The sequence below is a fragment of the Paraburkholderia phenazinium genome, assembly GCF_900142845.1.
Lineage (GTDB): Bacteria > Pseudomonadota > Gammaproteobacteria > Burkholderiales > Burkholderiaceae > Paraburkholderia > Paraburkholderia phenazinium_A.
Genome location: NZ_FSRU01000002.1, coordinates 3,572,459 through 3,584,161 on the forward strand (window position 1 = coordinate 3,572,459; position 11,703 = coordinate 3,584,161).

The window sequence follows — 11,703 nt, forward strand, 5'->3', positions numbered from 1 at the left end:
GTACTGACGGGAACCCCACCTCATGCTGGACCTCGGTCTAACCAAGATGGCGCTGATCGGCGTCGTCGCGCTGGTCGTACTCGGGCCGGAGCGGCTGCCGCGCGTCGCCCGCACGGCGGGGGCGCTGTTCGGTCGCGCGCAGCGCTATATCAACGACGTGAAGGCCGAAGTCACGCGTGAAATCGAACTCGACGAATTGCGTCGCATGAAGACCGAGTTCGAAACGGCGGCGAGCAACGTCGAAAACACCGTCCACGACAATCTGCGCAAGCACGAAACCGAGCTGAACGAGGCGTGGGGTTCGGGTTCGTCCGTGAGCCCCAGCATTGCCGGCGGGGCGCTGGAAGGCGCCGCGGATAGCGGCCTCATGTCCAGTTCGACGTCCTGGCGCAGCACGGCTGCCGCCGCGCCCAGGCGCAAGAACTGGCGCGTCAAGCAGACCGCCATGCCAACGTGGTACAAGCGTGCCACTGCCCGCCGGACGCGCGTGCAGTCGGGCGCAGCGCGCGTGGCGCGTCATACGCCGGTGAGCCTGCGCCGGCCGACGCGCTTCTTCTGATGACCCTAGCGACAATCTCCTACCGAGGGCCGGTGTGAGCGACCCCCAGCAAACCCAGACTGAAGGTAACGAAGAGACCTTCATCTCGCATCTCGTCGAACTGCGCGACCGTATCATGCGCGCCGGCATTGCCGTCATCGTGGTGTTTCTCGGGCTCGTCTACTGGGCGCCGGACATCTTCAAGCTGCTCGCGCGGCCCTTGATGATGAATCTGCCGAAGGACGGCAAGCTGATCGTCACCGACGTCACCGGCTCCTTCTTCGTGCCGATGAAGGTGACCATGATGGTGGCCTTCGTCATCGCGCTGCCTATCGTGCTGTACCAGATCTGGGCGTTTGTCGCGCCGGGCCTGTACCAGCATGAAAAGAAGCTGGTCGTGCCGCTAGTGGGCAGCAGCTACATCCTGTTCCTGTGCGGCATGGCGTTCGCGTACTTCGTGGTGTTTCCCACCATCTTCCGCGTGATGGCGCACTACAACGCGCCGCTTGGCGCGGCGATGAACACGGATATCGACAACTATCTCAGTTTCGTCCTGACCATGTTCATTGCGTTCGGGGTGACCTTCGAAGTCCCGATAGTCGTCGTGCTACTGGTCCGGATGGGCATTCTGACGGTCAAGAAGCTGCGTCAGATCCGGCCGTATGTGGTCGTCGGGGCGTTCGTCGTGTCCGCGGTCGTGACCCCGCCTGACGTGTTTTCCCAGTTGATTCTCGCGGTGCCGCTGATCGTGTTGTACGAGGCGGGGATCATCGCGGCGCGGCTGATTGTCGGCAAGCAGAAGGAAGTGGCCGACGAAGAGGAGCATGCGCCGAGTTGAGGGGGATGACGCAAAGGCCGGGACAAGGGTGATGCAAAAAGGGCAGTCCGTGATTGGACTGCCCTTTTTATTTGGGTGGGATCTGGGCGCGGCCTGAGCTCGGCTCAACCGGGCTTAACCGCCGTCGTCGTTCTGGTCGTCGCTGTCGTCGGTGGGCTGTTTCGGCGGCGGTGGACGCTTGCCGATCATCACATCCAGATCCATCTCGTGGTTCTTGCGCACCAGATGGATCTTCGCGTTGGAACCCGGCTTGATCTGCGCGATGAGGTTCAGCAGACGCGTGGTATCCGTGATGTCCTGGCCGTCCACGCTGACCAGAATATCGCCTGGCTTGATGCCGGCGCGGTCGGCCGGGCCGTTCTTCAGCACCCCGGCGACGATCGCCCCCGACTTCTGCTCGAGCCCGAACGACTCAGCAATCTCCGGCGTCACGTCCTGCGGCTCCACGCCGATCCAGCCGCGCGTCACCGAGCCGGTGGTGATGATGCTCTCCAGTACGCTGCGCGCCGTCGACACCGGAATCGCAAAGCCGATGCCGAGCGAGCCGCCCGAGCGCGAATAGATCGCGGTGTTGATGCCGAGCAGGTTGCCGTTCACGTCCACCAGCGCGCCGCCCGAGTTCCCCGGGTTGATGGCCGCGTCGGTCTGAATGAAGTTTTCGAAGGTATTTATGCCAAGGTGATTGCGGCCGAGCGCGCTGACAATCCCCATGGTGACCGTCTGGCCGACGCCGAACGGGTTGCCGATCGCCAGCACCACGTCGCCGACGCGCGTCTGGTCCATGCGGCCGAGCGTGATCGTAGGCAGGTTGGTGAGGTTGACCTTGAGTACCGCCAGATCCGTCTCCGGATCGACGCCGATCACCTTGGCGGTGGTCGTGCGGCCGTCGGCGAGCGCGATTTCGATCTGATCCGCGCCGTCGACGACGTGCTGGTTCGTTAGAATGTAACCTTCCGAACTCACTATGACACCCGAGCCGAGATTCGCGGCCGGCTGTTCCTGCTGTTTGCTGTTGTTCTTGTTGCCGAAGAAGTAACGAAACAGCGGGTCTTTCGCCCGAGGGTCGGGCGGCAACGACCCGTCTTTGCTCGAGAACACGTTGACGACCGCGGGTGATGCCTTCTGCGCGGCATCGGCATAGGAAGCCTGTGCGGGACCGCTACCGATGCCAGGCGCTACCTCCCGCAGTGCGACGATCGGTTCGGCGAGCTGCTTGCCGAATTGCCCCTGGCGCTGCAGCCATTGCGGTTTAAGGGTCGCAATGATGAACATCAGCGCCAACAGCACGGTCACCGCTTGGGCAAAGAACAGCCAAAAGCGTCTAAGCATCTGAAGATTAGAGGTTTATATGGATCGGATCGAACTTGAATTGTACTTGAACAAAGTCCTTGAAACCGCGCGCTTCAAGGACTACTGCCCGAACGGCCTGCAGGTCGAGGGGCGCCGCCGGGTCAATAAGCTCGCGACCGGCGTGACCGCCTCCGTGGCGTTCCTGGAGGCGGCGCTCGACTGGGGCGCGGACGCCGTGCTGGTCCATCACGGCTACTTCTGGCGCAACGAGGCGCCGCAAATCACCGGCCGCAAATACGCGCGCCTGAAGCTGCTGCTCGCCAACGACCTGAACCTGTTCGCCTACCATCTGCCGCTCGACGATCACCCCGAGTTCGGCAACAACGCGCAGATCGGCGCGAAGATGGGCTGGATCGCCGATACGCGCTTCGGCGAGAACGACATTGGCTGGATGGCCACGCTGCCCATGCCGGTCACGCTGGCGCATTTCACCGCCGAAGTCGAGGAGACGCTCGGCCGCACGCCGCTCGTATTCGGCGACCCGGACGCGGAACTGCGGCGCGTCGCATGGTGCACGGGCGCGGCGCAAGGCTATTTCGACGCGGCGATCGAAGCCGGCGCCGACGTCTATCTCACCGGCGAGGTTTCCGAATCCACCATGCATACCTCGGCGGAGAGCGGCGTCGCGTTTCTCGCCGCCGGCCACCATGCCACCGAGCGTTTCGGGGTGCAGGCGCTCGGTGCGCATCTGGCGGAATCCTTCGATATCGAACACCTCTTTATCGATATCCACAATCCGGTCTGAGTCGCGAACCAAACCGTAACTAAAACGCACGAAATACACAGGGCCCACTTAAAAGGAACGACTAAAAAGTTTCTGATTGGTGCGGGGAAACCCTTGGATATCAAAGACTTCGCATGGTTTTTGGCATTCGGGCCTTGTAAATGACGACTCCATTCGAGCAAACTAGCGTCGGTAGAAGCGACGTGAAGGAAAAATCCAACTCAGAAGTGGGGCGTGTGATGCGAGACAAAGAAGATGAGCTCGTCGACGGCGGCCGCCGTACATGGCTGATAGCGACGACCGTAGCAGGTGGCATAGGAGGCGTTGCCACTGTCGTACCCTTTGTTAGTTCGTTTGCACCATCTGAAAAAGCCAAGGCGGCTGGCGCGCCGGTCGAGGCCGATATCAGCAATCTCAAGCCCGGCGACATGATGACCGTCGCCTGGCGCGGCAAGCCCGTCTGGATCCTGAACCGCACCGACCGGATGCTCGCCGACGTCCAGAAAGCCGATAACGAAGTCGCCGATCCCCATACCGAACATCCCTTCTCGATGCCGTTGCCGGAGTACTGCAATAACGAATTCCGCTCGCGTCCGGATCACAAGAACCTGCTGGTGACTGTCGCCGTGTGCACCCATCTGGGCTGTACCCCGACGCCGCGCTTCCAGGAAGGCGCGCAGCCCAATCTTCCGGACGACTGGCCCGGCGGCTTCCTGTGCCCGTGCCACGGCTCGACCTACGACCTGGCCGGCCGCGTCTTCAAGAACAAACCTGCGCCGCAGAACCTGGACATCCCGCCCTACATGTTCACGTCGGCTACCCAGCTCGTGATCGGCAAGGACGAGAAAGGAGAAGCGTAAATGGCGATCGAACACGAAGTGGAGACAACCGGGCTGGCCGGCTGGATCGACCGCCGTTTTCCGATGACCTCGACGTGGAAGAAGCACGTCTCCGAGTACTACGCGCCGAAAAACTTCAACTTCTGGTATTTCTTCGGCTCGCTGGCGTTGCTGGTGCTGGTCAACCAGATCGTCACCGGCATCTTCCTCACCATGAACTACAAGCCCGATGCGACGCTCGCGTTCGCCTCGGTCGAGTACATCATGCGCGAGGTGCCGTGGGGCTGGCTGATCCGCTACATGCACTCGACGGGCGCGTCGATGTTCTTCGTGGTGGTCTATCTGCACATGTTCCGCGGGCTGATGTACGGCTCGTACCGCAAGCCGCGCGAACTGGTGTGGATCTTCGGCTGCGCGATCTTCCTGTGCCTGATGGCCGAGGCCTTCTTCGGCTACCTGCTGCCGTGGGGCCAGATGTCGTTCTGGGGCGCCCAGGTGATCGTGAACCTGTTCTCGGCGATTCCCTTCATCGGGCCGGACCTGTCGCTGTGGATTCGCGGCGACTACGTGGTCTCGGACGTCACGCTGAACCGCTTTTTCGCGTTTCACGTGATCGCGATTCCGCTGGTGCTGATCGGGCTGGTGGTCGCGCACCTGGTGGCGTTGCACGAAGTGGGCTCGAACAACCCGGACGGCATCGAGATCAAGGCGAAGAAGGACGCGAACGGCATTCCGCTCGACGGCATCCCGTTCCACCCGTACTACTCCGTGCACGACTTCATGGGCGTCACGGTGTTCCTGCTGATCTTCGCGGCGATCATTTTCTTCGCGCCGGAGATGGGCGGGTACTTCCTCGAGTCGAATAACTTCGTCCCGGCCAACCCGCTGCAGACGCCGCCGGAAATCGCGCCGGTGTGGTACTTCACCGCGTTCTATGCGATGCTGCGCGCCACCACGGATCCGTTCAAGATCGTCCTGATGATCGTGATCGCGCTGCTCGGGCTGTTCGCGCTGGTGCGGGCCCGCGGCAAGTGGAAGCTGGGCTTGCCGGTGCTCGCCGTGCTGGTGATCCTGGCGATGTACTTCACCCAGTCGAAGTTCTGGGGCGTGGTGGTGATGGGCGGCGCGGTGATTTCGCTGTTTTTCCTGCCGTGGCTGGACCGCTCGCCGGTGAAGTCGATCCGCTACCGGCCGTTCTTCCACAAGGTGTTCTACGGGATCTTCGTGCTGGTCTTTCTGACGTTGGCGTTCCTCGGAACCAAGCCGCCGTCGCCCGCCGCGACTCTGATCGCGCAGATCTGTGCGCTGGTCTACTTCGCGTTTTTCCTTGGCATGCCGTTCTGGACGCCGCTTGGCACCTTCAAGCAGCCACCCGAACGGGTGCGGTTCAAGCCTCACTAATCGCGGGCCAAGGAGACATGAAGATGAGAAAAATGCTTGCGAGGCTTGCGGTGATCGGGACCGCATCGCTGACTTTGGCGCTCGCGCTGCTGGCTGCGCCGGCTTACGCGGACGAGAATTTCCCGCTCGACCGCGCGCCCGATAACGCGGACAATTTTGCTTCTTTGCAGCATGGCGCCAAATTGTTTGTAAACTACTGCCTGAATTGCCACAGTGCGAACCTGATGCGCTACAGCGCATTGACCAGTTTGGGCATTTCACCGCAGGAAATTCAGACAAACCTGCTTTTTACCACCGATAAAATCGGCAACACCATGTCGGTGGCCATGAAGCCGGACGACGCGAAGGCGTGGTTCGGCACGGCGCCGCCGGATTTGTCGGTGGAAGCGCGGGCGCGCGGTCGCGATTGGCTTTACACGTATCTGCGCAGCTTTTATCGCGACGATACGCGGCCAACCGGCTGGAACAATCTGGTGTATGAAAACGTGAGCATGCCTCACGTGTTGTGGCAGCTTCAGGGGCAACGTACGGCGAAGTTCGACGACGTCATCGACGAAAGGAGCGGGGAAACAGTCCATAAATTCGTCGGCTACCAGCAGATCACGCCGGGGACGTTATCGCCGGTGGATTATGATTCGGATGTGGCCGACCTCGTGTCGTACCTGTCCTGGATGTCCGAACCGACGCAGCAAACCCGCCACCGGCTTGGTGTGTGGGTGCTGTTGTTCCTCGGCGTCCTGAGCTTTTTCGCCTGGCGATTGAACGCCGCGTACTGGAAAGATATCAAATAATCACGCCATGACTGGCGTGGGGCCGGCGCTAGGAGAGACCTGCTGGACGGTTTTTCCGCGTGCTGGCCCTTCAGCTTTTTGAGGAAACGTAAACATGATGGTTCTGTATTCCGGCACAACTTGCCCATTCTCCCAGCGCTGCCGGCTGGTGTTGTTTGAGAAAGGCATGGACTTCGAGATCCGCGACGTCGACCTGTTCAACAAACCGGAAGACATCGCTGTGATGAATCCGTACGGTCAGGTGCCGATTCTCGTCGAACGGGACCTGATTCTGTATGAATCGAACATCATCAACGAGTATATCGACGAACGCTTCCCGCATCCGCAACTGATGCCGGCCGACCCGGTGCAACGCGCCCGCGCCCGCCTGTTCCTGCTCAACTTCGAGAAGGAACTGTTCGTGCACGTCGGCACGCTCGAAAACGAGAAGGGCAAGGCCGCCGAGAAGAATCACGAGAAGGCCCGCCTCGCGATCCGCGATCGCCTGACGCAACTCGCGCCGATCTTCCTGAAGAACAAGTACATGCTCGGCGAAGAGTTCTCGATGCTCGACGTGGCGATCGCGCCGCTGCTGTGGCGTCTGGATCACTACGGCATCGAACTGTCGAAGAACGCCGCGCCGCTGATGAAGTACGCCGAACGGATTTTCAGCCGCCCGGCCTATATCGAAGCGCTGACGCCGTCGGAAAAGGTGATGCGTCGTTGAGTTTGGCTTAAGGGCGGAGGCGTCGCACGTTGCTTGTGAGCGTGATTCGCGCGTGAGCGGCGGCGCCTTGCCCAGTAAGAGGACTGTTGATGCAAGAGATTTCCACGAAACCTTACCTGCTGCGCGCGCTCTACGAGTGGTGCACGGATAACGGCTATACGCCGCACATCGCGGTACGGGTCGACAATCAGACGCGGGTGCCTCGCCAGTTCGTGCGGGACAACGAAATCGTGTTGAACATCAGTTTCGAGGCGACCAGCCAGTTACAGATGGGCAACGAGTGGGTCGAGTTCAGCGCGCGCTTTTCGGGCAAGTCGCACAAGATCGAAGTGCCGGTCGCCAATGTGCTGGCCATCTATGCGCGTGAGAATGGCCAGGGGATGGCCTTCCCGGTCGAGTCGGCGGGTGGCGAGGCGACGGATTCCGGCGCGGACGCGGTGGAAGCCGATGAGGTGGCGCCGCCGGTGAAGTCAGCGGGCAGCGGGCCTCGGGCGGTCGAGTCCGAACCGGCCTCTGTGCCGCGGGCGAAGGCCGATGAGGCTGACGCTGACGGCACGCCCTCTCCGGATGACGATGGATCAAAGGGTGGCGGCGGTCGCGGCCACCTGAAAGTCGTCAAGTGAAGTGAGACGATGCTGCGGGCGGATCCAGCAAGCTGATTACGCTGGAACCGCCGCGCAGCCGCTTTCTTCGGTCAGTTTTCTCAGGCCAGTTCGCGGCCGCCGGTTTCTTCGAGCATCGAAACGGCAATCAGCGAAACAATCACACAGCCAATCATGTACCAGGCCGGGGCCATCGTATTGCCCGTCGCCTTGATGAGCCACGCAACGACCAGTTGCGAGGTGCCGCCGAACACCGACACGGCGACCGCATACGCGCTCGCCAGATAACCGGCGCGCACATGCTTCGGGAAATTCTCGGGCATCAACGCATAGGCCGGCGCCGATCCCATCGTGTAGAAAATCATCAGCAGTACGATCAGGCCGAACACCACCGGCAGCGTCGGAAAGTGGTTCATCAGCCAGAAAGCCGGATACAGCAAAGCGATCAGCGCGACGCGGCCAATCAGGGTGAGCGGCTTGCGGCGCTGCAGCTTGTCCGAGAGCGCGCCCCAGACCGGGCAGAGGACCAGCGAGACGCACGCCGCGCCGATCGACACCAGCATGGACAGCTTCGCCGGCAGCTTTAGATACTGGATCGAGTAGGTCGGGATGTAGTACATCAGCACGTAGGTCGCGACGGTCATGCCCATGATCGCGAATACGGTGAGAAACCACTTCCGCACGAGGGCCGGCTCGACGCCCGCGGCTTTCGTCCTGGCCGCAGCGGGCGGCTCTTCGACGATATGCCGGCGCAGATACACGCCGACCGGCATGATCAGCACGCCCGCCAGAAACGGCACGCGCCAGCCCCAGTCGAGCAACTGTGTGCTGGTGAGCTGGTAGTTGAGCAGCGTGGCCATGCCGGAGCCGAGCAGCGCGGCGGCACCCTGGCTCGCCAGTTGCCAGCTCGCCCGAAAGCCGCGGCCGCGCGCCGAACCCGTCTCCAGCAAGGTCGCCGTTGCCGCGCCGAACTCGCCGCCTTGCGCGAAGCCCTGCAGCAGGCGGGCGAACACGATCCACGCCGGGGCGGCGAGGCCGATCGTCGCGTAGCCGGGCGCAAGGCCGATCATCGCGGAACCCACTGCCATCAGGAAGATCGTCAGCGTGAGCGCCGCGCGCCGGCCGTGCTTGTCCGCGTAGTGTCCGAGCACGAAGCCGCCCACCGGCCGCGCGACGAAGCCGATCGCGAAGGCCGACAGCGCGAGCAGGGTCGAGACCACCGGATCGTGCGCGGGGAAGAACAGCTTCGCGATTGTCAGCGCAAAGAAGCTGTAGACCGTGAAGTCGAAGAACTCGAGCAGGTTGCCGAAGACCGCCGCCACGACGATCCTGGTTTGGGATGCCTGCGTGGCAGCGGACGGTGCGACGGACTGCTCAATGGGCTTGGCGGACATGGTGGTTCCAGTGTGCTCAGGTTTCGCGCGCCGGTCAGGGTCGCGCGAGGCTCGTGCTAGCTCGGTGGGGAGGGCGCGGGCGCCGGCAATGCTTAAGCCTGCGCGGCGAGGAAGCGCTCCACGAGACGCGTCCAGTACGCCGCGCCGACCGTGAGGTTGTCGTCGTTGAAGTCGTAGGAGGCGTTGTGCAGCATCGGCGCGCCTTCACCGTTACCCAGGCGCAGGAAACAGCCCGGCTTTTCCTGAAGGTAATAGGCGAAATCCTCGCTGCCGGCAATCGGGCCGAAGCCGTCGATCACCCGTTCGTCGCCCACCAGTTCGCGCGCCACCTGCAGCGCCAGTTCGGTCTCCGGCGCGCTGTTCACGACGACCGGGTAGCCCGGCACATAGTTGACCTCGATCCGCGCGCCGTACGCGTCCGCATGCGCCTGGGCAAGCGTGCGGATGCGCGTCTCGAGCAGCGTGCGAACCGCGGCGTCGAACGAACGCACGCTGATCTGCAGACGCGCCGTTTCGGGGATCACGTTCGCCACGTGCCCGGCATTGAAGGCGCCGACCGTCACGACGGCGGCTTGCATCGGATCGACGCTGCGCGACACGACCGTCTGCAGCGCGGTCACCAGCGCGGCTCCAATTACGACTGGATCGACGGCCAACTGGGGCCGCGCCGCATGGCCGCCGCGGCCGTGAATCACCACTTCGACCGTATCGCAGGCCGCCATGAACGGCCCGCTGCGGAACATGAAGGTGCCGGTGGGGTAGCCCGGGTGGTTGTGCAGACCGAAGATCGCCTCACACGGAAAACGCTCGAACAGGCCGTCTTCGATCATGCGTTTGGCGCCGCTGTCCGCGCCGATTTCCTCGGCGGGTTGAAATACGAGGTGCACCGTGCCGTCGAAGCGGCGCGTGCGGGCCAGATGGCGCGCCGCGCCGAGCACCATGGTCGTGTGGCCGTCGTGGCCGCACGCGTGCATCTTGCCTGGTTCGGTGCTGGCGTAGGGCAGGCCGGTTTCTTCGTTGATCGGCAAGGCGTCCATGTCGGCGCGCACGGCCACCGCGCGCGATCCTGTGCCCGCCTTGAGCGTGGCCACCATGCCGGTGCCGCCCAGACCGCGCGTCACGGCATAACCCCAGCTTTCCAGGCTCTGCGCGACGAAATCGGAGGTCTTGAACTCCTGATAGGCCAGTTCCGGGTGGCGATGGAGATGATGGCGAATGCCACTCAGTTCGTCGCGCAGATCCTGGGTGTCGTCGAGGGAGCAGAAGTCCTGGGTGTCTGACATGGTTTGGCTTGCAGGGAAGTAAGGGTAGCGTGGAGTATTTCGCCGCCATAAAGGCCAATCAATGACGTTTTACGGTCGATAATGTTGACTTTAATGTCAACGGATTCCGCCATGTCGAACGATGCTGAAACCCTGCGCGAGACCGTCCTCAGCACCCGCAGCCTGCGCTATCTGCATGAAATCGAAGTGCACGGCGGCGTGCGGGCGGCGGCGGACGCGTTATCGATCAACGGTTCGGTCATCAGCCGCCAGGTGGCGCAGCTTGAACGCGTGCATGGCGTGGCATTGCTCGAACGGCGTGGCCGGCGCGTGAGCCTCACGGAAATCGGCATGAGCCTCGTCGAGCACTTCCGTGACAGTGCGCGGCGCGACGCCGAGATGCTCGCGCAACTGGAGGACTACCGGGGCTTGCGGCGCGGGCGGCTCGAGATCGGCATTGGCGAGGGTTTCGTCGAGAAGCTGCTCGCCACCGTGCTCGAGGCTTTCAGCCTGCAATTCCCGGACATTGTGGTGGAACTGCGCGGCGGGGCGACCTCCGAAATCATTGCCATGGTCCGCAACGACGAAGTCGATCTTGGCCTGTGCGCGGGCGGCAGCAGCGACCCGGCGATTCGCGCGCGGACCTTTCGCGCCGCGCCGCTCTGCGCGCTGGTGAGCCCGCAGCATGCGCTGGCGGGCGAACGGCGAATCCGCGTCGAACAATTGGCTAACCACCGGCTGATCTTCATGCCGGCGCGCTTTGGCGTGCAGCAGTATCTGGACTCGCTGATCCGGGCGGAGCGGCTGAATTTGACGCCGGCGTATCGCTGCGACCTGTTCTCGGCGGCGCAGGCGATCGCGGCTGCGGGGCTGGGCGTCGCGTTCATGTCGACCGATGCCGCGCGGCAGTATCTGGATGCCGGAAAACTGGTCCCGCTAGAAATCGATCATCCGATTGCGCGGGAATTCGGCAGCCAGGCGATACGGCGGGTGGGGCGTCGCTTGTCGCCTGCTGCGGAATTCCTTTGGACGGAATTGATCAAGGAAATGCAGAAGCGCTGGGTGGCGACGGGAGCGAAGGCGGGGTAGAGGGCGATATTGAGTGATGTGCGTGATTATGTTCGACAAGGCCAGGTCGTGCAGTTTGTCGCGCAAACGTTTTACATACCGTGAAAATGGCGGTATTGCGTCATAAATCACCGGAAAGGCTGCTGATTTAAAAGATGCATTCAAATCACCCGATTTTCGTAATTAAATC

General features: G+C 62.5%; 12 protein-coding genes. 9 read left to right on the forward strand and 3 right to left on the reverse strand.

What is annotated here, in order from left to right; all coding sequences use genetic code 11:
• The first annotated feature begins 22 nt into the window (after positions 1 to 22).
• A complete protein-coding gene (tatB, locus tag BUS12_RS33145) occupies positions 23 to 559 on the forward strand; it encodes a Sec-independent protein translocase protein TatB (protein WP_074301477.1) in 537 nt (178 codons plus the stop codon).
• Between the two features lie 34 nt (positions 560 to 593).
• A complete protein-coding gene (gene tatC, locus BUS12_RS33150) occupies positions 594 to 1,376 on the forward strand; it encodes a twin-arginine translocase subunit TatC (RefSeq protein WP_074301478.1) in 783 nt (260 codons plus the stop codon).
• Between the two features lie 114 nt (positions 1,377 to 1,490).
• On the opposite strand, the gene BUS12_RS33155 is transcribed toward tatC, so the two are convergent.
• A complete protein-coding gene (locus tag BUS12_RS33155) occupies positions 1,491 to 2,705 on the reverse strand; it encodes a Do family serine endopeptidase (RefSeq protein WP_074301479.1) in 1,215 nt (404 codons plus the stop codon).
• A gap of 19 nt (positions 2,706 to 2,724) precedes the next feature.
• Here BUS12_RS33155 and BUS12_RS33160 point away from each other — a divergent pair, with 19 nt between their 5' ends.
• From BUS12_RS33160 to BUS12_RS33185, 6 genes are all read left to right on the forward strand, one after another.
• A complete protein-coding gene (locus tag BUS12_RS33160; RefSeq protein WP_074301480.1) occupies positions 2,725 to 3,471 on the forward strand; it encodes a Nif3-like dinuclear metal center hexameric protein in 747 nt (248 codons plus the stop codon).
• Between the two features lie 218 nt (positions 3,472 to 3,689).
• Positions 3,690 to 4,310, forward strand: coding sequence for a ubiquinol-cytochrome c reductase iron-sulfur subunit (petA, locus tag BUS12_RS33165; protein ID WP_074301481.1), 621 nt, complete (start codon positions 3,690 to 3,692; stop codon positions 4,308 to 4,310).
• On the forward strand, positions 4,311 to 5,690 hold the full coding sequence (locus BUS12_RS33170) for a cytochrome b (RefSeq protein WP_074301482.1): 1,380 nt from the start codon (positions 4,311 to 4,313) through the stop codon (positions 5,688 to 5,690).
• Between the two features lie 23 nt (positions 5,691 to 5,713).
• Positions 5,714 to 6,481: a cytochrome c1 gene (locus BUS12_RS33175; protein ID WP_074301834.1), complete on the forward strand. Its 768-nt coding sequence runs from the start codon at positions 5,714 to 5,716 to the stop codon at positions 6,479 to 6,481.
• A 94-nt stretch (positions 6,482 to 6,575) separates the two neighbouring features.
• A complete protein-coding gene (locus BUS12_RS33180; RefSeq protein WP_006052302.1) occupies positions 6,576 to 7,187 on the forward strand; it encodes a glutathione S-transferase N-terminal domain-containing protein in 612 nt (203 codons plus the stop codon).
• Between the two features lie 89 nt (positions 7,188 to 7,276).
• Entirely contained in the window at positions 7,277 to 7,810 is a 534-nt protein-coding gene (locus tag BUS12_RS33185) for a ClpXP protease specificity-enhancing factor (RefSeq protein WP_074301483.1), read from the forward strand.
• Positions 7,811 to 7,890: 80 nt separating this feature from the next.
• On the opposite strand, the gene BUS12_RS33190 is transcribed toward BUS12_RS33185, so the two are convergent.
• Both BUS12_RS33190 and BUS12_RS33195 read right to left on the reverse strand, forming a co-directional pair.
• On the reverse strand, positions 7,891 to 9,183 hold the full coding sequence (locus BUS12_RS33190) for an MFS transporter (protein ID WP_074301484.1): 1,293 nt from the start codon (positions 9,181 to 9,183) through the stop codon (positions 7,891 to 7,893).
• Between the two features lie 92 nt (positions 9,184 to 9,275).
• Positions 9,276 to 10,466: a M20 aminoacylase family protein gene (locus BUS12_RS33195; RefSeq protein ID WP_074301485.1), complete on the reverse strand. Its 1,191-nt coding sequence runs from the start codon at positions 10,464 to 10,466 to the stop codon at positions 9,276 to 9,278.
• 111 nt (positions 10,467 to 10,577) lie between these two features.
• On the opposite strand from BUS12_RS33195, the gene BUS12_RS33200 reads away from it, so the two are divergent.
• Positions 10,578 to 11,534, forward strand: coding sequence for a LysR family transcriptional regulator (locus BUS12_RS33200; RefSeq protein ID WP_074301486.1), 957 nt, complete (start codon positions 10,578 to 10,580; stop codon positions 11,532 to 11,534).
• Positions 11,535 to 11,703 lie beyond the last annotated feature (169 nt).

Coding starts and splice junctions, on each gene's coding strand:
- BUS12_RS33180 (WP_006052302.1), top strand. CDS start 6,576: ATGATGGTTCTGTATTCCGGCACAACTTGCCCATTCTCCCAGCGCTGC.
- tatB (WP_074301477.1), top strand. CDS start 23: ATGCTGGACCTCGGTCTAACCAAGATGGCGCTGATCGGCGTCGTCGCG.
- BUS12_RS33185 (WP_074301483.1), top strand. CDS start 7,277: ATGCAAGAGATTTCCACGAAACCTTACCTGCTGCGCGCGCTCTACGAG.
- BUS12_RS33155 (WP_074301479.1), bottom strand. CDS start 2,705: ATGCTTAGACGCTTTTGGCTGTTCTTTGCCCAAGCGGTGACCGTGCTG.
- BUS12_RS33170 (WP_074301482.1), top strand. CDS start 4,311: ATGGCGATCGAACACGAAGTGGAGACAACCGGGCTGGCCGGCTGGATC.
- BUS12_RS33160 (WP_074301480.1), top strand. CDS start 2,725: ATGGATCGGATCGAACTTGAATTGTACTTGAACAAAGTCCTTGAAACC.
- petA (WP_074301481.1), top strand. CDS start 3,690: ATGCGAGACAAAGAAGATGAGCTCGTCGACGGCGGCCGCCGTACATGG.
- BUS12_RS33200 (WP_074301486.1), top strand. CDS start 10,578: ATGTCGAACGATGCTGAAACCCTGCGCGAGACCGTCCTCAGCACCCGC.
- BUS12_RS33190 (WP_074301484.1), bottom strand. CDS start 9,183: ATGTCCGCCAAGCCCATTGAGCAGTCCGTCGCACCGTCCGCTGCCACG.
- BUS12_RS33195 (WP_074301485.1), bottom strand. CDS start 10,466: ATGTCAGACACCCAGGACTTCTGCTCCCTCGACGACACCCAGGATCTG.
- BUS12_RS33175 (WP_074301834.1), top strand. CDS start 5,714: ATGAGAAAAATGCTTGCGAGGCTTGCGGTGATCGGGACCGCATCGCTG.